The sequence below is a fragment of the Alteromonas genovensis genome, from assembly GCF_010500895.1.
Taxonomy (GTDB): domain Bacteria; phylum Pseudomonadota; class Gammaproteobacteria; order Enterobacterales; family Alteromonadaceae; genus Alteromonas; species Alteromonas genovensis.
The window spans coordinates 222,687-242,244 of the sequence record NZ_JAAAWO010000003.1 but is presented as its reverse complement, the minus strand read 5'-3'; the positions used below and the strand labels follow the sequence as shown (position 1 = coordinate 242,244).

The 19,558-nt window shown below is 45.0% G+C and carries 20 protein-coding genes; 7 read left to right on the top strand and 13 right to left on the bottom strand.

From position 1 onward, the window contains the following. Nucleotides 1-85: 85 nt before the first annotated feature. Together GTQ48_RS06140 and folX are read right to left on the bottom strand one after the other, a co-directional pair. Nucleotides 86-976, bottom strand: coding sequence for a TIGR01777 family oxidoreductase (locus GTQ48_RS06140; protein ID WP_163105647.1), 891 nt, complete (start codon nt 974-976; stop codon nt 86-88). Between the two features lie 23 nt (nt 977-999). Continuing rightward, nucleotides 1,000-1,368 (bottom strand): dihydroneopterin triphosphate 2'-epimerase, encoded by a 369-nt coding sequence (gene folX / locus GTQ48_RS06135; protein WP_032094616.1) that lies wholly within the window; start codon nt 1,366-1,368, stop codon nt 1,000-1,002. A gap of 73 nt (nt 1,369-1,441) precedes the next feature. On the opposite strand from folX, the gene GTQ48_RS06130 reads away from it, so the two are divergent. Continuing rightward, on the top strand, nt 1,442-2,482 hold the full coding sequence (locus GTQ48_RS06130; protein WP_032094617.1) for an AI-2E family transporter: 1,041 nt from the start codon (nt 1,442-1,444) through the stop codon (nt 2,480-2,482). A gap of 118 nt (nt 2,483-2,600) precedes the next feature. Here the strand turns inward: GTQ48_RS06130 and GTQ48_RS06125 are convergent, their stop codons facing one another. The 3 genes from GTQ48_RS06125 to GTQ48_RS06115 are packed head-to-tail and all read right to left on the bottom strand — an operon-like array spanning nt 2,601 to nt 4,871. Beyond that, nucleotides 2,601-3,929 carry an ATP-binding protein gene (locus tag GTQ48_RS06125; protein WP_163105646.1) on the bottom strand — a complete coding sequence of 443 codons (1,329 nt, stop codon included), beginning with the start codon at nt 3,927-3,929 and terminating at the stop codon, nt 2,601-2,603. Next, nucleotides 3,926-4,600, bottom strand: coding sequence for a response regulator transcription factor (locus GTQ48_RS06120; RefSeq protein ID WP_163105645.1), 675 nt, complete (start codon nt 4,598-4,600; stop codon nt 3,926-3,928). The genes GTQ48_RS06125 and GTQ48_RS06120 overlap by 4 nt, the downstream gene beginning before the upstream one ends. A gap of 1 nt (nt 4,601) precedes the next feature. Next, nucleotides 4,602-4,871, bottom strand: coding sequence for a PepSY domain-containing protein (locus GTQ48_RS06115; RefSeq protein ID WP_163105644.1), 270 nt, complete (start codon nt 4,869-4,871; stop codon nt 4,602-4,604). A 775-nt stretch (nt 4,872-5,646) separates the two neighbouring features. On the opposite strand from GTQ48_RS06115, the gene GTQ48_RS06110 reads away from it, so the two are divergent. Continuing rightward, nucleotides 5,647-6,111, top strand: coding sequence for a pyridoxamine 5'-phosphate oxidase family protein (locus tag GTQ48_RS06110; RefSeq protein ID WP_163105643.1), 465 nt, complete (start codon nt 5,647-5,649; stop codon nt 6,109-6,111). 183 nt (nt 6,112-6,294) lie between these two features. Here the strand turns inward: GTQ48_RS06110 and GTQ48_RS06105 are convergent, their stop codons facing one another. From GTQ48_RS06105 to GTQ48_RS06075, 7 genes are read right to left on the bottom strand one after another with little or no spacing between them, the layout of a single operon-like run. Then, complete coding sequence (locus GTQ48_RS06105; RefSeq protein WP_163105642.1) at nt 6,295-6,594, bottom strand: YciI family protein; 300 nt, start codon at nt 6,592-6,594, stop codon at nt 6,295-6,297. 5 nt (nt 6,595-6,599) lie between these two features. Continuing rightward, entirely contained in the window at nt 6,600-7,409 is an 810-nt protein-coding gene (trpA, locus tag GTQ48_RS06100; protein WP_163105641.1) for a tryptophan synthase subunit alpha, read from the bottom strand. Beyond that, nucleotides 7,409-8,590, bottom strand: coding sequence for a tryptophan synthase subunit beta (gene trpB, locus GTQ48_RS06095; protein ID WP_032094624.1), 1,182 nt, complete (start codon nt 8,588-8,590; stop codon nt 7,409-7,411). The genes trpA and trpB overlap by 1 nt, the downstream gene beginning before the upstream one ends. Before the next feature lie 20 nt (nt 8,591-8,610). Next, complete coding sequence (gene trpCF / locus GTQ48_RS06090; protein WP_163105640.1) at nt 8,611-10,008, bottom strand: bifunctional indole-3-glycerol-phosphate synthase TrpC/phosphoribosylanthranilate isomerase TrpF; 1,398 nt, start codon at nt 10,006-10,008, stop codon at nt 8,611-8,613. Next, nucleotides 10,001-11,032, bottom strand: coding sequence for an anthranilate phosphoribosyltransferase (trpD, locus tag GTQ48_RS06085; RefSeq protein ID WP_163105639.1), 1,032 nt, complete (start codon nt 11,030-11,032; stop codon nt 10,001-10,003). Before trpD ends, trpCF begins: the two co-directional genes overlap by 8 nt. Further along, the gene (locus tag GTQ48_RS06080; protein ID WP_032094633.1) at nt 11,025-11,657 is read right to left on the bottom strand and encodes an aminodeoxychorismate/anthranilate synthase component II; all 633 of its coding nucleotides are present in this window, start codon (nt 11,655-11,657) and stop codon (nt 11,025-11,027) included. Before GTQ48_RS06080 ends, trpD begins: the two co-directional genes overlap by 8 nt. A gap of 44 nt (nt 11,658-11,701) precedes the next feature. Beyond that, nucleotides 11,702-13,381, bottom strand: coding sequence for an anthranilate synthase component 1 (locus tag GTQ48_RS06075; protein ID WP_163105638.1), 1,680 nt, complete (start codon nt 13,379-13,381; stop codon nt 11,702-11,704). 278 nt (nt 13,382-13,659) lie between these two features. Between GTQ48_RS06075 and GTQ48_RS06070 the strand changes: the two genes are divergently transcribed. The 5 genes from GTQ48_RS06070 to rluB all read left to right on the top strand — a co-directional run bounded on the left by GTQ48_RS06070 (nt 13,660) and on the right by rluB (nt 17,906). Next, nucleotides 13,660-14,496, top strand: a complete 837-nt coding sequence (locus GTQ48_RS06070) for a PHP domain-containing protein (RefSeq protein WP_239060026.1) — start codon at nt 13,660-13,662, stop codon at nt 14,494-14,496. Nucleotides 14,497-14,809: 313 nt separating this feature from the next. After that, nucleotides 14,810-15,430 carry an L-threonylcarbamoyladenylate synthase gene (locus GTQ48_RS06065; protein ID WP_163105636.1) on the top strand — a complete coding sequence of 207 codons (621 nt, stop codon included), beginning with the start codon at nt 14,810-14,812 and terminating at the stop codon, nt 15,428-15,430. Nucleotides 15,431-15,457: 27 nt separating this feature from the next. Beyond that, complete coding sequence (locus GTQ48_RS06060; RefSeq protein ID WP_239060015.1) at nt 15,458-16,384, top strand: segregation and condensation protein A; 927 nt, start codon at nt 15,458-15,460, stop codon at nt 16,382-16,384. After that, nucleotides 16,371-16,964 (top strand): SMC-Scp complex subunit ScpB, encoded by a 594-nt coding sequence (gene scpB / locus GTQ48_RS06055; RefSeq protein WP_163105635.1) that lies wholly within the window; start codon nt 16,371-16,373, stop codon nt 16,962-16,964. The genes GTQ48_RS06060 and scpB overlap by 14 nt, the downstream gene beginning before the upstream one ends. A gap of 42 nt (nt 16,965-17,006) precedes the next feature. Beyond that, a complete protein-coding gene (gene rluB, locus GTQ48_RS06050) occupies nt 17,007-17,906 on the top strand; it encodes a 23S rRNA pseudouridine(2605) synthase RluB (protein WP_032094630.1) in 900 nt (299 codons plus the stop codon). A 163-nt stretch (nt 17,907-18,069) separates the two neighbouring features. Here the strand turns inward: rluB and GTQ48_RS06045 are convergent, their stop codons facing one another. Then, a complete protein-coding gene (locus GTQ48_RS06045) occupies nt 18,070-19,557 on the bottom strand; it encodes a sensor histidine kinase (protein ID WP_163105634.1) in 1,488 nt (495 codons plus the stop codon). Between the last annotated feature and the right edge of the window lies 1 nt (nt 19,558).

The window sequence follows — 19,558 nt, the reverse complement described above, 5'->3', positions numbered from 1 at the left end:
GGAATCCAGCGAAAGCTTCCCGTTTAAATCTAGGAAGCTCTATAGAAATGTCAGTGTTTTTATTTTGCCAGTCAGAAGTCAGTTATCAATAGATAGCGCTAAGGGCACTGTATACGGTAGGGTAGGTAAATGAGTACCCAGCTTTAATCAGCTTATCAGGTATTACATTTTGCCCCTCTAGTAACATTGTTGATGATTCACCCATGGCAATTTTCATCACAAAGCTGGGAACGAAAAACAAACAAGGTCTAGACAATGCTTTGGCTAGTTGCTTAGAAAACGTTTTGTTCGTTACTGGTTCGGGTGCGGTGAGATTAAACGGCCCGGAACAGTTTTCATTATTGAGTAGAAACTCTATTGCGTTGACCATGTCGTCAAGGTGGATCCACGATAAATATTGACGTCCGCTTCCTAAACTCCCACCCACACCTAGCTTAAATGGCAACGCCATTTTCTCAAGCGCGCCGCCATTCTCAGCGAGTACAACGCCAGTGCGTAAAATGGCAACACGGGTTTTTTCGCTATCTACGCCAGTGGCAATACTTTCCCATTTCTCACACAAATCGTGCGTGAATTCTTTATGTGGCGAGGTATCTTCGGTAACTACCTTTTCTCCCTGCCTGCCATAAAAGCCAATGGCGGAGCCAGAGATAAACGTCTTTGGCGGATTATCGCTACTATTTATTTTGGCGACAAGCTGGGTCGTTATGTGCCAGCGACTATCGCAAATAATTTTCTTTTGAGTGTCTGTCCACCGTTTGTCGGCTATAGGCTCGCCAGCAAGATTGATCACAGCATCGAACACGCCAATATCTTTTATATCAGCCACACTGCCAAGCACGTTGGTATGAGCGCCCAGCGTTTGCTTGGCGTTTGCTTCGTTGCGAGAGATAACGGTAAAGCTATGCTCATCGCTAAGCTTTTTGATAAGCGTGCTGCCAATTAATCCAGTGCCGCCGGTAATAAGAATGTTCAAGACATAACTCCCTGCTGAATTGCCTATTCAGATTTGTTGCAAGAAAGTGTTAGCGACACTGAGTCAGAGAATCGCAATGCGTGTGGCTTATCGACTTCAACTTGAGCATAACGCACAGAACTGTGTTCTGACGCGATGCTTAGTACATCGGCGGTAAGCTTTTCCAAAAGTGAAAAGCGATTGTCTTCAACAAGCTTTATTATCGCTTTGGTGATAATTTTATAGTTAAGCGCGTCACTCATATCATCAGTGTCGGTAGCTTTTGCAGCGTCGTAATCAATCTTTACGTTTACCACAACGTCCTGTTTGTTCTTTATTTCGTCTTCGTTAATACCGATGTAGGTGCGAAGACGTAAATTTTTGATTTTAATAGTGGCAAGGTTGAAATTCATTGCAGTCTCTTGTTTGTAGTTGATTATAAGTCGTTGTAAAGTGTTGCTGTTTTATTTGGGAATGTAGCACACAATGTCTATGGAACTACGATCGTCAACAGCAAAAAGTCTCGTTGTGTTAGCGTGCTTAGTTGTTGTTATGGCTGGTGTTAAATCAGCAAGTGCCATTATGGTGCCTTTTTTCTTATCCGTTTTTATTGCAATAGCATGCGGTCCAATTATTCACTGGACGTCGCGTTTTGGCGTTCCAAAATGGTTGTCTATCTCTTTTGTTATACTACTTATTGTTGTTTTCGGATTCCTCTTGGCTGGCCTGGTTGGTCAATCGATGGCGGAGTTCAGAGAAAACCTGCCTCAATATAGAAGCAAACTTGATTCTGAGTTTGAGTGGGTTGTTGCTAAATTAGCCGATTTCAATATTCACATTAACAGTGAGCTTATTGCTAATCATCTAGACCCTGCAACAGCGATGTCTGTCGCGACTAACTTTATTAGTGGCATGGGAGGCGTCCTGTCTAACCTTTTCCTCATTCTTCTTACGGTTATTTTTATGCTGTTTGAGGCTGATAGTATACCGAGACGCTTGCATATTGCTCTATCAGACCCGGATATGAAGTTACAGCACATAGACCGTTTTATTCGCTCAGTAAACAGTTACTTAGCCATTAAAACCGTTGTAAGTTTAGGGACGGGTATCATTATCGGAACATGGCTTTACGTGATGGGCGTAGACCACTTCATGCTGTGGGCAGTGCTCGCCTTTATGCTTAATTTCATCCCTAACATTGGCTCTATCATTGCCGCAGTGCCTGCCGTGCTTATTGCGTTTGTTCAGTATGGTATTGCCTCTGCTGGTTTCGCCGCACTCGGCTTTTTACTGGTGAATACCATCATGGGAAATATGGTTGAGCCGCGACTGATGGGTAAAGGAATGGGGCTTTCTACCTTGGTCGTTTTTCTCTCATTGATCTTTTGGGGCTGGCTATTAGGAACCGTTGGTATGTTGCTGTCCGTTCCGCTCACCATGGTTGTGAAAATTGCTCTTGAGTCGAGAGAAGAAAGTAAATGGCTAGCCGTATTGCTTTCAAGCGAAGGGAACGAAAAAAACGCATAGCCTTTATTGGAACAATTAAATCCAAAAGTGGACAGACACTTAATTCAAAGCTGAACCAAAAGCGGACAGACACGTATTTTTACCTAGGGGGTGGTCCGCGCTATTTCAACGCAAAGAATTAGTGGTTAGGAAATTGAATGATGATGCGGGCGCCGCCAAGGTCACTGTCCTCAATGCGCAATTTACCCTCATAAATAGACACCAAGTCGCTCACTAGTGCTAAACCAATACCTTGGCCCTCTGTGTAAGTGTCTAACCGAGTACCTCTTTCCAATAAAAACTGTTTTTTGTCATCAGCAATTCCAGGGCCATCATCGTCAAACGAGAGTTTTAGCCAATTGGAATCAGACGTTACCTGCACCCGAATTCGTGACTGAGCCGCTTTACAGGCATTATCTAAAAGATTACCACAGAGCTCTAACAGGTCGGTGTCGTCTCCCTTAAATAGATACGAGTCAGCCACATCAATGTCAATTGAAAGTTGTTTGTGTTGGTAAACTTTGTCCATGGCGTCAGCTATTTTTAACAGTATCGGTTCTATAGCGATGGACGCTTGCCATCCCACTTTGCCGGCGCTAGCGCGCTTTAGCTGACGCTGAATTATCTTATCAATTTGCGCTAGTGATTCTTTTACTTCTGGCTGAAGGCCTTCACTACTTGAAGCAACAGCAAGGGGCGTTTTTAAACTGTGGGCTAAATCTCCCAAACTATTTTTATAGCGTTTTCGCTGCGCGGCCTCAAAATACAAAAGCTCGTTGATAGAGTGTTTAAGTGAGTCGAACTCTGCAGGGTAGTGGTTGTCGAGTTCACTTTTGTTACCTTTGGAGGCGAGTGAAATTTCCTCGATTAGTTTTCTAACGGGGACTAATAACACGCTGATACCTGTGATAATAAAAAGAAGGAGGGCAATACATAAGGTGCTTATCCATTGCCAAGTAGTCGCTAAAAAGGTTTTGCGTTCCTTTTCGAACAACAGTTTATCGTTGAATATATAAAAGTGAACGGGTTCGAAATCTTTGCTCGATAAAAATTCAGCAGTAAAGGCGTAAACAAAATACTCCTCACCTTTATCAAAACTAGGATGATAAGTGTCGGTAAACAGTTCGTTGCCAACGGACACATCAAAATTTGGCGGTGTGAAAAAGTATTCTAATGCAGATGCCGATTGCCAGATAACACGGTCGCGAAAAACAATGATGCCTAAGTACCCTGAACCGGGTAAGTTGAGTTGCTCTTCAAAGAGCAAGTCAGGCATAAAGGGGTTATCACCTTCTAATTCGAAAGCTGATAGCAACCCTAAATTCATTAGGCGCAATTCACTCATCTTGGCTTCAGTGAGGCTTTCAGTAAACGCCTCTTCTAAAATGATCACGGTAAAAGGCGCGAATAACGCAAGAAGAGTTATTGCCAATAATACACTTCTCACGCGAAGTGATAGTTGCCTCATAAGCTACGGTTTATCCGATAACCTCGGCCTCTTAAAGTCTCAATAGGCTTTAAGCTTCCGTCAGGGTCGAGTTTTTTGCGAAGTCGTCCAATAAATACTTCAATGACATTGCTGTCTAAATCAAAATCCTGATCGTAAATATGTTCGGTAAGCTCGGTTTTTGAGACAACCTTTTGCGGGTTCATCATCAAATACTCCATAACCTTATATTCGTAAGCAGTCAGATCAAAAGATTTATCATTGACGCAAAGCTCTTCAGACACCGTATTTAAGGATAGTGGGCCAAATTGTATAGTAGGGTTGGCTTGGCCGGAAGCTCTGCGAATGAGAGCTTTAGCTCGTGCGAGGAGCTCTTCGTTATGAAACGGTTTAGTTAAATAGTCGTCAGCGCCAGCATCAAGGCCTTCTACTTTTTCCTGCCATCTGTCACGAGCTGTTAATATTAGAATAGGGCAGGCTATATTATCTTTGCGAGCTTGGCGAATTACTTCAAAGCCATCTAGTTTTGGCATACCTATATCGATTATTGCTAAATCGTACCTGTATTCCTTTATGAGAAATAGGGCGTGCTCCCCATTATCTGCAAGGTCAACACTGTATCCGTTTTGCTGTAAGAGAGCATCAAGTTGCGTTAGAAGTCTACTATCATCCTCAGCTATTAAAATTCGCATGTTAACCCTTGTCTTTAGACTTTTTAACTTTACCTGAACGTTTATCAACTTCCACAGAAACAACTCGGCCAGACTTTTTTAGTACCTTTACGCGGTATTTTGTCGAGGTTTGCTCAATCTTCAATACGCGACCATTTTCGGCACTACTGGCTCGTGAAGCGGCTTGGCTTTTTGACAGTTCACCGCTTGTACTTTGCTGAGCATAGGCGCTATTTACACTCAACAGTGTAAATATAACGCTAAACATTGTTGCTCTAAGCGATAACCACATAAAACCTCACTATGAAAAGATGTGCTCAGGCTCACTAATTTATCTGATTATAAAAGACAATGATGAACCTATCCTGAATTTATAATGAGTTTACCTCGTGATGAGAAGACTGTACACAAGTAGCCTATTAGGCACCGAGCTAGTCGGTAATAGAATGAAAAGAGGACAGACACTTATTTTCGTTAGATTGTGAAACTGTGCCGAAAGGGGACAGTTGAAAGCGGACAGTCACTCAAAGTATGGTGCCATATTGATAAAAGTATGAACAATGGACAGACACTCAATACGAGACTTTGAGTGACTGTCCACTTTTTCCCCACTACTAATTTCCAAAGAAAATTTAAGTGTCTGTCCACAATCAATCTGCTCACAAGACTACGGATTCCAAAGATTGACCAAGCCTGAAAGATTTACTCGCGGGTATAGCTAGTTTATAGGAGTTAACCTTCAATCAATCTGAGGTTAGTTTGAGTGTCTGTCCACAGTCAATCTTCAGAATCAATCTGGCCATACATGCCTGCCATACTCCCATAGCACTGCCTTCGTAAACGGATCGATGCAAAGGGTCTTTAGAGCGTAAGCTGTGTTTTTCTACGTGGTGATATTAGTTTAGAGAAAAAATTAATAGGTGGGTTTAAGTAGTGGATTTTGCGTGGTGGCATGGCACATGCTTTGTATTATTTTATTAATTCAGTAATTACATCAAGTGAAACGGCCAACTAACATCACTACATAAATGAGTTAGCGCCACTACACACATCCTTTAGGAGGAATTATGTCTAGCGATATTACAACGAAAATGTGGAAGGCAATGTCAGAAAGCCCAAAAGTTATGGTGAGCCTTGTGAATGAGGACATGCATGCAGAGCCAATGTATGCCCAGTTAGATAGTGAAGCCAACGGCATGTTTTGGTTTTACACCACTAAGGAAAATAGAATAGCGAAGGGTGGAAAGGCAATGATCCACTTTGCATCTAAAGGTCATGATGTGTTTGCCTGTATTCGCGGCACATTAGTGACTGAAAATCGCCCAGAAATTATTGATAAATATTGGTCTAACCCTGTGGAAGCGTGGTACGAAAAAGGTAAAGAAGATCCACACCTTCTGATGCTTAGGTTCGAGCTCAATGACGCGGAAATTTGGGACGCAGACCCATCTCTAAAGGGCGTATTTAAAATGCTAACAGGGAAAAACGTACAGCCTGAAGAAATGGGCAATCACGACACAGTAAATTTGTGATTTTTTGGGATTAAAAGGCCTAAAGCGCATTTACCTAAGGCAGAAATAAAAAAAGCTTGGTGAAAAGAAAGACATGTTTTCAAACATTCACTCTTAAGCACCAAGCTTTTTTCGTTAAGCACGCTACAAGCTTATAGGTATTGCATCACTGCATTCATAGAAACGCAGTGAAAACATCCAGCCCTAAGGCAATACTTTCTTATAAGGTTTTACAATAACGCTTTCGTAAACGCCAGCCTCAATATACGGGTCGCTATCTGCCCAAGCCTGCGCGTCTTCCAGCGAATCAAACTCTGCCACAACTAATGACCCTGTAAAACCTGCAGGGCCAGGATCAGGGCTGTCGATAGCAGGGAAGGGGCCAGCTATCACCAAGCGGCCTTCATCCTTTAGCGCGTTCAATCTTTCTAAATGCGCAGGTCTTGCAGCAAGTCGCTTATCTAAACTGTCTGCCACATCAGTTGCGCAAATCATATATAACATAGTGGTTAGCCCTTCGTTGTTGCGGCTTTCATTGCCGATACAAAGCTACCTAGCTCACTGAGCATCTTTTCATTTTCACCTAAGTTTGCAGCAATGATATTCACTGTGGCTGAACCAGAGATGGCACCTGCAGCGCCAGCGTCAATAGCGGTTTTCACCTGCTCAGGGGTTGAAATACCAAAACCTAACAGTGCAGGAGCAGCTTTATGCTTTTCAAGGCGCTCAATTAGCTCAGAAGCCGGCACATTAGCAGCCGTCTCGGCGCCGGTTACCCCTGCGCGACCTAGTAAATAGGTATAGCCTTTTGAATACTCGCCAATTTTCTCCATAGTCTCATCAGTTGCATTAGGTGGTGCAATAAGAATTTGAGAAACACCCGTTTTCTCTGCCGCTTCTTGAAATGGTTTCGCTTCGCGAATTGGCACATCAGCAACCAAAATAGAGTCGACACCTGAATCGCGAGCGTTTTCGTAAAAGTTGCTAATACCTTTTGCCATAACAAGGTTGCTGTAAAGCAGCAAACCGATTGGAACGTCGGGGTATTTGGCTCTAACGCGAGAAATCAGCGCCATACAGTCAGCAACTTTCGTTTTGTGGCTAAGCGCGCGAATACTCGCCGCCTGAATTGTCGGGCCATCTGCAATTGGGTCTGAGTATGGAATACCTAACTCTAGTGCATCAGCGCCACTTTCTACAAGCTGGCAAATAATGGCTTCAGATTGAGCTAAGTCTGGGTCTGCCACCATAACAAACGGAACAAAAGCGCCTTGGTTTTTCTCGTCAAGACGAGCGAACATGTCTGCATATCTATCCATTATATATCGTCTCCTAACACTCTGATTACATGCTCTAAATCTTTATCGCCACGACCCGAAAGATTAACAACGATAATGGTTTCTTCTTCAGCCTCATCCGCCATGTTTAAGGCGTGAGCTAGTGCGTGAGATGGCTCAAGTGCTGGAATAATACCTTCTTTGCGGGCCAGCAATTTAAAGGCATTAAGCGCTTCTTCATCGGTAGCTGCAACATATTCTGCGCGGCCAATATCATGCAAATAAGCATGCTGGGGGCCAACAGCTGGATAATCTAAGCCAGCAGATACGGAATAGCTTTCTTCAATCTGACCTTCATTATCTTGCATGATAAAGGTGTAAGCACCATGCAATATACCTTTTGTGCCCGTTACAATAGTCGCGCCGTGGTCTTTAGTGTGAATGCCTTTACCAGCAGGCTCTACGCCTACTAAGCGAACTGAAGGCTCATCAATAAAGTCAGCAAACATACCAATCGCGTTTGAACCACCGCCTACACATGCAACCACGGCGTCAGGTAGTCGGCCTTCTTTTTCCATAATTTGTGCACGGGTTTCTTCACCCATCATGCGGTGATATTCGCGAACAATTGTTGGGAAAGGGTGTGGTCCTGCGGCGGTACCTAATAGGTAGTGCGCAGTATCATAGTTTGCAGACCAGTCACGCATAGCTTCGTTTACGGCATCTTTCAGCGTACCAGAGCCCGCGTTCACAGGAATGACTTCAGCGCCCATCAGCTTCATTCTAAATACGTTAGGCGCTTGGCGCTCAACGTCTTTAGCACCCATATAAATACGTGCTTTAAGGCCAAGTAACGCGCAGGCTAGTGCTGTTGCTACACCGTGCTGTCCAGCACCTGTTTCAGCGATAACTTCTTTTTTACCCATGCGCTTAGTCAGTAAAGCCTGTCCTAGCACTTGGTTGGTCTTATGCGCGCCACCATGAAGTAAATCTTCACGTTTTAGGTAAAGCTTTACCTTAGGGTTGCTCACTAAATTACGAGTTAGCGTCATCGCAGTCGGGCGACCCGCATAGTCTTTAAGCAGTGATAGAAACTCTTTGTTAAAGCTAGGGTCTTCTTTTGCGTCTAAGAATTCTTTTTCCAGCTGATCAAGCGCTGGTATTAGCAATTCGGGCACGTACATGCCACCAAATTCGCCAAATTTTGTATCAAGTTGGTTCATACGTTGTCCTGTTTTTAATATTAGTAGCGGCGGCAAACCGTGAATAGTTCGGTCAGCTTTTCTGCTGACTTATTGCCTAGCGCGTTTTCTACACCAGAGTTTACGTCAAGTACGCCGCAGCCTGTGGCTATAGCATCTTCAACGTTGTCAGGGCTAATACCGCCTGCAAGTATAATTTTTTGCTTTTGTTGAATATCGTCAAGTAACGACCAATCAAACGACTCACCCGTACCGCCTTTTGCTTTGCCCACCTGGCAGTCTAAAAGTACGCGATGAACGGCGTCGTTATTTAAGTGACTGTCCACACTGTTAGGAATGCTATCGGTTACACCTACTGCTACCCAAATTTCACATGTCTTAGGTAACTTGCTCGCGAGTTCTGCGATATAGGCGCTATCTTCATTACCGTGGAGCTGAACAGCAAATAGATTCAGTGAAACGGCAAGGTCGACAACCTCATCAATAGCGTGATTAACCACTACGCCAACGTAAGCCCCTGGCACAGACCGCGTTATCGATAATGCTGTATCTTTACTTACCCATCGTGGTGATTTTTCAGCAAAGATTAAACCACCAAAGCTTGCTCCTTTTTCAAAGGCCATAGCAGCGTGTTCTTTACTAGTAAGACCGCATACTTTCACTGCACCGTTAAGCAAGGTTTTTACCGCGCGAGGGAGGTCAGCTTGCGCCATGAGTGCGCTACCAACAAGAAACCCTTGAGAGACAGAGGCTAATCGCAATACATCTTCGTGGGTATAAATGCCAGATTCAGAGATAACCACAAAATCGTGCGTCGCACTTTCAAGCATAGGAACCAACCGCTCGGTAGTGGCCAAGTCGGTTGATAAATCTCGCAAGTCGCGATTGTTTATACCAATAATGCCCGCTTCAAGAGCGATAGCTCGCTTCATCTCTTCTTCGTTGCTTACTTCGGTAAGAATATCTAAACCGAGTGAATCAGCAGCATCAGCAAGCTCTCTGTAGCTGGTATCGTCAAGCACGCTTAGCATTAACAGCACGGCATCGGCATTGTAGTGACGAGCAAGATACACTTGGTAGGTGTCAACAAAAAAGTCTTTATTAAGCACCGGTTGCGCAACGCGCTCAGTCACGTAAGACAGGTATTCAAAAGTACCTTGAAAGTATTTTTCATCGGTCAGTACCGAGATGCCGGCAGCATAAGGCGTATAAGCTTCAAGAATTTCGTCTAAATCGAAATTTTCTCTAATGAGCCCTTTAGACGGCGACGCCTTTTTGCATTCGAAAATAAAGCCCGCGTTTGGCTCGCTAAGCGCAGCAAAAAGACTTTTTTGCGACGGCGTTAGCTGTGCTTTGAACGACTCAAGTGGCAGCGCAATTTTTCGTGCTTCCACTTCCTCTCTTTTATCGGCAACTATTTTCTCAAGCACATTAGCCATTCGTGCCTACCTCCTGAGTAATTTTTGCAACAACTGATAACACCTGCATGGGCGCACCTTTTTTCATTGCTTCCATTGCCATTTCTGCGCCATCCTTAAAGTTATTAACTTTTCCGGTTACTTTAAGTAATGCTCCGCAGTTCATGGCTATTGCAGCGCGGTGGGCTTCTTTGCCTTCACCGTTTAACGCCGCTTGAATATATTTTCTGTTTTCTTCAGGCTCTCCACCTTCGATGGCAGAAAGCGGGTAACTTGAAAGACCAAAATCTTTTGCCGTCACGGTTAGTTCTCGAATGTCGCCATGCTCAAGGTCGTAAATAATCGATTCACCATGAAGCGCTAACTCGTCTAATCCGTCGCCGTGAACGATCATCGCTCTATGGTGACCGAGCAGCATAAGGGTTTTTGCATACGGTTCAAGCAACTCGGGTGAGTATACTCCGAAAACGCCGTGAGTTGGACCCGCAGGGTTAGCCAAAGGGCCTAAAATATTAAACAGAGTTCGTGTCTTAAGGGCAGCGCGCACGGGGGCTGCGTATCTCATGCCAGCGTGATAGACGGGGGCAAAAAGAAATGTGAAATTTGCTTCATCTAAACATTGACGAGACAGCTCAGGGCTTATCTCTAAGTTCAACCCAAACTGGCGAAAAAGGTCGGCGGAGCCAGACTTGCTCGACACGCTTTTGTTACCGTGTTTCGCTACTTTTACGCCACATGCAGCAGCCACAACGCCCGCCGCACTCGATATGTTAATTGTGTTATGTCCGTCACCACCCGTACCAACAATATCGGCAAATTCATAATCGGGCGAAGGGAAGGGCAATGCGTTTGCTACCATTGCACTGGCGGCGCCTGCAATTTCTCCAGGCGACTCTTTTTTTATTTTAAGCGAAGTGAGAACAGCAGCAATCATGGCATCGCTTTGCTCACCGTGCATTATACTATTAAACAAACTAAATGATTCAGTTTGAGACAGCGATTCTCGCAGCATTAGTTGCTCAAGTAGTTTGGCGGCATTAAGCATGAGCAGTTCCTTGTGAGGTTAAGTAATCGATACTTTGTTTTAATAACAAACTTCCCTGTGCTGTCAGTATTGACTCAGGATGAAATTGAAAACCAAGCATGTGATCAGTATCGTTGTACACTGCCATAATAGCTTCGCTACCATCGTCGTTCACACAAGACGCACACGCCGTCAGGTTATCTGGTAAAGAGTGTGCGACTAGTGAATGATATCTCGCTACGTGCAGCGGTTGTTGCAAACCTTCAAACATGCCTTTTTCAGAATGCGTTATGGCAGAGGACTTCCCATGCATCACCTGCGTAGCACGACCTACAACACCGCCGTAGTATTCTACAATGGCTTGATGTCCCAAACAGATCCCAATTACAGGGAATGTACCTGCCACCTTCTCTAAAAGTGCAGGCATGCAGCCTGCATCGCTTGGCGCACCTGGCCCTGGAGAAAGCATCAGCAACACCGAGCTTTTCTGCGCTTGCTCCTGCATTCGCTCAAATAATAAGTCGGCAGACACGGTATTACGGTAAACTTTGATATCTAGATTCAATGTTCTGAGTTCGTCTACCAAGTTGTAGGTAAAAGAGTCTACGTTATCCAGCAAAAATAAGGTGGTTTGTTGCTTGTTCATACCCGAATCTGTGCCTGCATTTGCGTCTACGTTTATTTCAGTGCTCATCGTGCTTCCTCACTGCTCTGGCTCTCGAGGCCTGACGACTTAAATTCTTCTTCAAGCGCAGCTCGCACAGCACCAATCACCGCCTGAGCTTTCGCTTTAGTTTCGTCGGCTTCGGCCTGAGGAATTGAGTCGTGGACAACGCCAGCGCCAGCTTGAATATAGGCTGTCTTGTTTTTCACGAAAGCTGAGCGGATAACAATGCACGTATCCATATCGCCTTGACCGTTCAGATAACCAACCGCACCGCCGTAGCTACCGCGACGCTTTTTCTCAACGTGGCGAATAAGGGTGGCCGCGCTGACTTTTGGCGCCCCCACTAAGGTGCCCATGTTCATACAGGCTTGGTATGCATTGAGCGCGTCTAAGTCATCACGAAGTTGCCCAACGACTCGCGACACTAAATGCATTACGTGGGAATAGCGGTCTACTTTCAATAAATCTTTTACAAATCGAGTGCCCGGGCGACTGACTTTAGCCACATCGTTACGGGCCAAATCAACGAGCATAATATGTTCAGACTTTTCTTTGGTATCCTCGCGCAAGTTTAATTCAATTCGACTGTCTAGGTCGTGATCGATACTACCATCTGCACGTTTTCCGCGAGGACGAGTACCTGCAATAGGATAAATCTCAACTTGGTTAGTTTCGCTGTCGTATTTAAGTGCAGACTCTGGAGAGGCACCGAATATTGCAAATTCAGCGTCTTGCATGAAAAACATGTAAGGGCTTGGGTTCTGCTCTTTTAATTTGGCATACGCAAGAAGCGGCGACGGACAAGGCAAGGAGAAGGTTCGCGATGGCACGACCTGAAAAATGTCACCTGCCAGAATATGCTGCTTTAAATCGAGAACGTGATTACAGTAAACCTCGTCGCTCATATCTGTATTGACGAGTGCCTGTTCGTTTTCAGCTAATTCGAGTGTCTGTCCACTTTTTGCTGCACCTTTTGCTGCTGCGGTATTTGTCAGCTCAGGTGCCTGTGGCATGGCGTGAAGCTGCTGGTGCAGGGCTTCTAACCGTTGGGCCACTGCGAAGTATTGCTGAGCCACATCTTCACCACTGAATACACTGCCAACTAGATGAGTTTCCCGAGTTTGATGATCAACGGTAATTAAGGTTTCTGCTAGATAAAACACAAAGTCAGGGCAGTCATTTTCACCGTCGACCACATCTGGCAGAGTTTCAAAGCCTGCCAGCATATCGTAGGCGAACACACCACCAAGAAAAACAGCGTGTGGGTGCTTTCGAATAGGCACAATCTTGTTGACCACAATGCGAAGCGCGTCCATCACGCTTGCCGCTTTTAATCTGCTGTCCTCATCAAGTTCACTTGACGCTATATCGCATTCAAGTGTGATGGAAGTCTCGTCGCTGTGCGTAACATTAAGGCCTTCTGGGCGCTCTGTTTGAAAAAGTGGAAGTAATGATTTGCCATTGCCTGTTAGCGCGGTAACAACAACAGTGTTACTTCTGCATTCCAGTCTTAACGCAGCGTCTACCATTAATAAGCTCTGCAAGTCGTCTTTCGAGTCTATTTCCGCAGACTCGAGCAGTAAGGCATTACTTTTTTTACCGCAAATGTGGGCAAATGCGGCAAGGGGATCGTCTATGTAATGACCCGCTTGTTCTATGGTTTCTACCTTGCCTGGAGATGTCCCCAGTTCAGCTAAACTCATTTTTGCTACTCTCCAACTGCAAAAAGATAAAAAAAAGGCCCGTACTAACGGGCCTTTTGTGTATTCATTCACGCACTACCGTGCACACCGCCCGTTAAACTAGGGAGTGCCACCACCAAGCTGCAATTTTCATTGCTGTTGAAATTGTCGATAAACGCATGAATAACTCGCTATTTGGTTCAAACTTCAATAGGCATTGAAGCTGTAAAAACGTATACTCTATGCCTATAGAAGAAAACAAAACGCCTTTTGTGTCAACCTTAAATTTGCATAAGACATTGAAAATAGATCTACATAGCCATACAAAATTCTCTGACGGCCATCTTACGCCCACTGAACTCGTGCTGCGCGCGCACACCATGCAGGTGGATGTGCTCGCAATTACAGACCACGATACTGTCGCTGGGCTTGATGAAGCGCATGCCACGCAAGCGCAGCAAAAACGCTCACTTACGATCATTGACGGTGTTGAAATTTCTACCCTGTGGCATGGTTTCGATATTCATGTGGTAGGGCTTAATGTAAATCGAGAGTGCCCTTCGTTTCTTGCTCGCTTGCAAGAGCAAGCGAATGCGCGAGAAGAACGTGCTGCGTTAATTGCCGAAAAACTAGTAAAATGCGGGTTTGAGGGCGTGTTAGCGCGGGCCAAAGCGCTTGCTGGAGTAGGGCAGGTAACCCGTGCTCACTTCGCCAGAGTGCTAGTGAATAATTACGGTGTGCCTACCATGAATGCAGCATTTAAAAAGTATTTGGGCAAGGGCAAACGGGCAGCAGTAAAAGCACAATGGCCAAGTATTGATACTGCCATAACCTGGATTCAAGAATCAGGCGGGCAAGCGGTATTGGCGCATCCTGCTCATTACGACATGACCGCGAAATGGCTTCGCAGGCTCGTCGCGTTTTTTGATCAATCTGGTGGAGACGCCATGGAAACCGCGTTTCCTGGCATCAATAAAACCAAGCAAGAGCTCATTAACGAGCTCGCGGAAAGTCACGGTTTATTTGCCTCTGCAGGCTCTGATTTCCATTTTCCGTCTCGATGGACCGAACTTGGAAAGAATTTAGGCGTAAATAGTAAGTTGACACCTGTCTGGCATAATTGGCAGCATATCTAGGGTGTGGTGATTTTTGCTGTACATTTTTGCAGCGGGCTGTGAGCTATTTAGACAAGGCGAATGGTTGAAGGTCTAGCGGGCTAAATCGAAATCATTCAACGCAGGGTAAATAGCTCACAGGCACTGCCTGAAAGGGGCGTTATGGAAGCATTTTACTCTTTGTCGCCGCTTTTTTTATTTGGGCCCTTTGACTAAGCCCACTAGGCCTAAAAGACTTTTTCGCGATTAAAATGCTTCCATTTAGCCCAAAACTCGTGCAACAAAGATCAACACGCCCTAACAACTTATTTAACTGATGGGATGAAGAGACACCATGAGCCAATTTTTTTACGTTCACCCAGATAACCCTCAAAAGCGACTCATCACTCAAGCCTGTGAGTTGATTCGTGACGGTGCTGTAGTGGTTTATCCTACCGACTCTGGTTACGCTATCGGCTGCCAAATGGAAGACAAAAAAGCCTTAGAGCAATTGTGCCGTATTCGTCAGATAGATAAGGATCATAACTTCACGCTAATGTGCCGTGATATGTCCGAGCTTTCGATTTACGCAAAAGTAGACAACACGGCTTTTCGCCAAATCAAAAACAATACGCCAGGGCGCTATACCTTTGTGTTAAAAGCTACGCGAGAAGTGCCCAAGCGCTTACAAAACCCAAAGCGTAAAACAATTGGTATTCGCGTGCCGGACAACGCCATTGCACTAGCGCTGCTAGAGGAGCTGGGCGAACCATTAATGTCTACATCGCTTATTTTGCCAGGCAAAACAGAGGCTGAATCTGATCCAGACGTTATTCGCGAGAACCTTGAGAAACAAGTTGGGTTAATTATCCACGGTGGTTATATTGGCGAACATCTTACTACGGTAGTAGACTTGTCCGACGATACGCCAGTGATATTACGTGAAGGTACCGGTGACATTACGCCGTTTCAGTAACGATAGTCTTTGTAGCGAACACTTACGTTGAACGATGACACAAATACCCAAGAGGCGGGCGCTGTGCTTGACACTACCGACATGCCCAGCAATGGCTCTAACGGTGCCGAGCTTAAAAACGAAGAGCTTACTAACGGCGAAAAGCAGTCGCAGGTACCCGTTCAGCAGCCATTACCTCTGGCGTTTATCAACGGTGAGGCGTTGATTGAAAAGCCAGAGGACTTGTTCATTCCTCCCGATGCTCTCGAAGTGATTCTTGAAATTTTTGAGGGGCCGCTAGACTTACTGCTGTATCTCATCAGAAAACAAAAGTTTGATATCACCGTATTGCCCATTGCCGATGTAACTAAGCAATACATGGAATATGTGGATGCCATGATGGCGTTAAAGCTTGAACTTGCCGCAGAATATCTTTTGATGGCGGCGATTTTAGCGGAGATTAAATCTCGCTTGCTACTGCCTAAGCGAAGTGATGAAAGCGATGATGAGGAAGACCCTCGCGCCGAGCTTATACGGCGTTTGAAAGAGTATGAACTGGTAAAGCAAGCCGCGGAAGACTTAGATGAGCAGCCGCGCTTAGAGCGTGATGTGTTCAACGTTGCTGTTTCAACAAGCTCTAACGTAGTGCCTATTAGGGTTGAGCCAAATGTATCTCTTGCCGAGGTGGTATTGGCATTTAGTCAAGCAATGAAGCGGGCTCAAGCCTTTGAACACCACACCATTGCAAGAGAGGCGCTAAGCACGCGAGAGCGCATGTCATTGATATTGAGTCTGCTCAATAGCACAGATTACTCGCCTCTTGAGGCACTTTTCACCGTGGAAGAAGGACGCGCTGGTGTAGTGGTATCGTTTTTAGCCATTTTAGAGCTAATGAAAGAACAACTTATTTTTTGCATACAGGCAGGTCCTTACGCCAAAATTCATGTAAAATTGGGTTCACATGAAGAAAATTAACACCGCACAGCTCAAGCAGCTGGTTGAAGCTGCTATATTTGTAGCAGAAAAACCCATTACTAAGCAGCAGTTGAAAGAGTCTGTGCTGAGCGAATTTACCGTGGCGGACAGAACTTTAAGCAAGGTAATTAACGAGCTGATGTTAGATTATCAGCCCCGCGGAATTCAGCTAATTGAAGTAGCAAGTGGCTTTCGATTTCAGTCCCTTGACGCGCTTAGCCCGTGGTTAAGCAAGTTATGGCAAGAAAGTGCACCAAAGTATTCGCGCGCAATGTTAGAAACATTGGCGCTTATTGCGTATCGTCAACCCATCACCCGCGGCGAAATTGAGCAGGTGAGGGGAGTGGCGGTAAGCAGCAATATTATAAAAACACTCACAGAACGAGATTGGATTAAAGTTGTAGGGCACAAAGAAGTGCCCGGGCGTCCAGCGCTTTATGCTACAACCAAAGGTTTTCTAGATTATTTTTCTATGTCATCACTGGCCGATTTGCCAAATGCAGATGCCTTTGAAAATATGGCAGAAAGAATTGAATCTGACTCGACGCTTAAGGTGTTAAATGAGGCACCGTCACAATAGACCGTGCGACCGTAAACAAGCAAATAAAGAGTGAAGTTACCCATGACTGAAAAGTTGCAAAAAGTACTAGCTAACCAAGGGCTAGGCTCGCGACGAGAAATGGAACGTTGGATTGACGACGGTAGAGTATCGGTAGATGGTACCGTTGCAACCCTTGGCGATCGCGTTGACAACACCGCGAACATTCGCGTTGATGGCCATTTGTTATCCCGCCAAACCGAACAGCCTGTGTGCCGCGTTCTAATGTATAACAAGCCCGAAGGTGAGTTATGTAGCAGACACGATCCAGAAGGCCGAGATACGGTGTTCGACCGACTTCCAGCAATACGCTTAGGGCGTTGGATAACGGTAGGCCGCTTAGATATGAACACCAGTGGTTTATTGCTATTCACCAATGACGGTGAGCTCGCCAACCGCCTGATGCACCCAAAGTGTGAAGTGGAACGAGAGTACGCAGTACGTGTATTTGGTGAAGTTACTGGCAAAACCATCAGCACCCTTAAAAAAGGGGTTCAGCTAGAAGATGGAGAAGCCAAGTTCCTCACGGTATCTGGCGCTCCTACTCCGCAACTATCCGAAGACGAAAGTATGAACCGCTGGTACAACGTTACCCTTAAAGAAGGTCGTAACCGAGAAGTACGTCGCTTATGGGAGTCTCAAGGGGTTCAGGTAAGCCGTCTTATCCGCGTAAAGTATGGTCCTATCGAACTGCAAAAACGCCTGCCTCAAGGTGCGTGGGTGGAACTTGAACTATCAGATGTTAACGCGCTGAGAAAGCATGTTCAGTTAACGGATGAAACTCAGACCATGGTGAATGTGAACCAACAGGGCAAGCTGGATCACGTTAGGTTAAGCCGCATGCGTCGCTCGGTTAAAAAGCACAAAGTGCGCAAGCAGCAAGGGCTTAAAAATAGAGTGGGCCGCGCTACTAAGCGAAAATAAAGCCGAATACTTTATATAGCGCGAGTTTAGACTCAAGAAACGCAAAAAATAGTAAAAGTGAAAAAGGGCGGCATGCCCTTTTTCTTTATCTGCCACTTTTTACAAAATCTATCCAGCAACGTTATACGAGCTTAGCTAAGCCAGACCATTCTTAACCGATTGCTCACGTATGTTGTGCAAGGGTTAATTCAAAACTAAAACACGTTCCGTGGCCTAGCCGGCTTTCTACCCGTAAATCTGAATTCAGCAGCGCCATCAGCTTTTTACAAATAGCTAATCCTAACCCTACGTGGCTAAGGCTACCTTTCTCTGTATTGCTAGCTTGATATCTAGCATCGAAGATAAACGCAATTTCCTTGTCGCTTATACCTACGCCAGTATCACTAATATCTACCCGCAATTTTTCATCAAAAATAGTGACTTTTAGGTCAATGCTTCCATTGGGTTGCGTGTGACGTATCGCGTTGGCAATTAGGTTGGTAAGCACCCGCTCAAGCTTTCCAATATCTGCAAATACGTGATACTCGAAATGATTGGGAATAACGCGAATAGTAATGTCTTTTTGCTTTGCATCTAGCTCAAACTTTGCTGCTACATCATGAAGTAATTCTCCTAACGGAAATGACTCTTGATGCAGCATTACTTGGCCGCCCTCTAAGTACGCCAATTCAAATATTTGGTCGATGAGATGCTTTAGATTTTTCGCGTTTTTCAAAGATACATCAATAAAATACTGTTTGTCCTCTTGGGACAGGCTATCACCGTTAATTGCCAAAGTTTCGATATAGCCCTGCAAACTAGCCAGCGGGGTTCGCAGGTCGTGGGATAAGTCAGCCAGCAGTGCGCGTCGTTGGCTATCAATCTTATTTAATTGAGTAAACTGGTCATCAATGTGCAATAGCATATCGTGAAAACCACATCCTAGGCGGTCTATCTCATTGGTGCTGCTCTTGTCCCACTTGGCTAAAACGGGCAGTAATTTTTCTCGGTCAAATTCAGCGTTGCATACCTTATCCATGTCATCACTTAAGCGCCTAAGGGGGTGAGTGAAATATTTAAAAAGGATCAAAAGCACGGTTAATAGCAAAGCCATACCCACAAACATAAACAACGCCACTTCTCGCATGCTTTGGCTGTTTTTCAAATTAGCAAGAATGGAGTCGTAACGCTCACCACCAATAATTACATACAAGTAGCCTTGAAGCGTGTCTTGCTTATATACAGGGGCGGCTGAAAATATCTTATGCTGGCCTAGGTTTTTTGGGTCATCTCCAAAAATAGGTAACTCAATGTCGGTATTCACTAATTGAAGAATGGGAGTAAGATTGATTTTCTTTGCCTTTACCTTACCCGGCTCTGCTGAGTAGGTAAGAATGTCACCTTGCGGACTGAGATAATAAAATTCGAAATTGGGCCCTAGCACCATCAGCGTGTGAAATAGATTCTCTAACGCTTTGTAGTCGTAAACCCCTTCTTCGAGCAGCGGATTGTCGCCAACTAAATGCTCAGCCAAACCAATGTGCAGTCTTTGCTCGGCTTCTTCTTGAGTACGCTGTTGCAGTAAGTTAGTGACGTAAAAGCAGACAACGATAACCACCATAAATACGCTCACTACATACAGCGCAAGGCGAGGATAAAAACTGAGTTTCATT

What these genes read in the sequence shown, in the direction of transcription:
- rluB (WP_032094630.1), top strand. Translation starts at nt 17,007, where the DNA reads ATGACTGAAAAGTTGCAAAAAGTACTAGCTAACCAAGGGCTAGGCTCG.
- GTQ48_RS06130 (WP_032094617.1), top strand. Translation starts at nt 1,442, where the DNA reads ATGTCTATGGAACTACGATCGTCAACAGCAAAAAGTCTCGTTGTGTTA.
- GTQ48_RS06115 (WP_163105644.1), bottom strand. Translation starts at nt 4,871, where the DNA reads ATGTGGTTATCGCTTAGAGCAACAATGTTTAGCGTTATATTTACACTG.
- GTQ48_RS06110 (WP_163105643.1), top strand. Translation starts at nt 5,647, where the DNA reads ATGTCTAGCGATATTACAACGAAAATGTGGAAGGCAATGTCAGAAAGC.
- GTQ48_RS06065 (WP_163105636.1), top strand. Translation starts at nt 14,810, where the DNA reads ATGAGCCAATTTTTTTACGTTCACCCAGATAACCCTCAAAAGCGACTC.
- trpCF (WP_163105640.1), bottom strand. Translation starts at nt 10,008, where the DNA reads ATGGCTAATGTGCTTGAGAAAATAGTTGCCGATAAAAGAGAGGAAGTG.
- GTQ48_RS06105 (WP_163105642.1), bottom strand. Translation starts at nt 6,594, where the DNA reads ATGTTATATATGATTTGCGCAACTGATGTGGCAGACAGTTTAGATAAG.
- trpA (WP_163105641.1), bottom strand. Translation starts at nt 7,409, where the DNA reads ATGGATAGATATGCAGACATGTTCGCTCGTCTTGACGAGAAAAACCAA.
- trpD (WP_163105639.1), bottom strand. Translation starts at nt 11,032, where the DNA reads ATGCTTAATGCCGCCAAACTACTTGAGCAACTAATGCTGCGAGAATCG.
- GTQ48_RS06080 (WP_032094633.1), bottom strand. Translation starts at nt 11,657, where the DNA reads ATGAACAAGCAACAAACCACCTTATTTTTGCTGGATAACGTAGACTCT.
- GTQ48_RS06125 (WP_163105646.1), bottom strand. Translation starts at nt 3,929, where the DNA reads ATGAGGCAACTATCACTTCGCGTGAGAAGTGTATTATTGGCAATAACT.
- trpB (WP_032094624.1), bottom strand. Translation starts at nt 8,590, where the DNA reads ATGAACCAACTTGATACAAAATTTGGCGAATTTGGTGGCATGTACGTG.
- GTQ48_RS06120 (WP_163105645.1), bottom strand. Translation starts at nt 4,600, where the DNA reads ATGCGAATTTTAATAGCTGAGGATGATAGTAGACTTCTAACGCAACTT.
- GTQ48_RS06045 (WP_163105634.1), bottom strand. Translation starts at nt 19,557, where the DNA reads ATGAAACTCAGTTTTTATCCTCGCCTTGCGCTGTATGTAGTGAGCGTA.
- GTQ48_RS06075 (WP_163105638.1), bottom strand. Translation starts at nt 13,381, where the DNA reads ATGAGTTTAGCTGAACTGGGGACATCTCCAGGCAAGGTAGAAACCATA.
- folX (WP_032094616.1), bottom strand. Translation starts at nt 1,368, where the DNA reads ATGAATTTCAACCTTGCCACTATTAAAATCAAAAATTTACGTCTTCGC.
- scpB (WP_163105635.1), top strand. Translation starts at nt 16,371, where the DNA reads ATGAAGAAAATTAACACCGCACAGCTCAAGCAGCTGGTTGAAGCTGCT.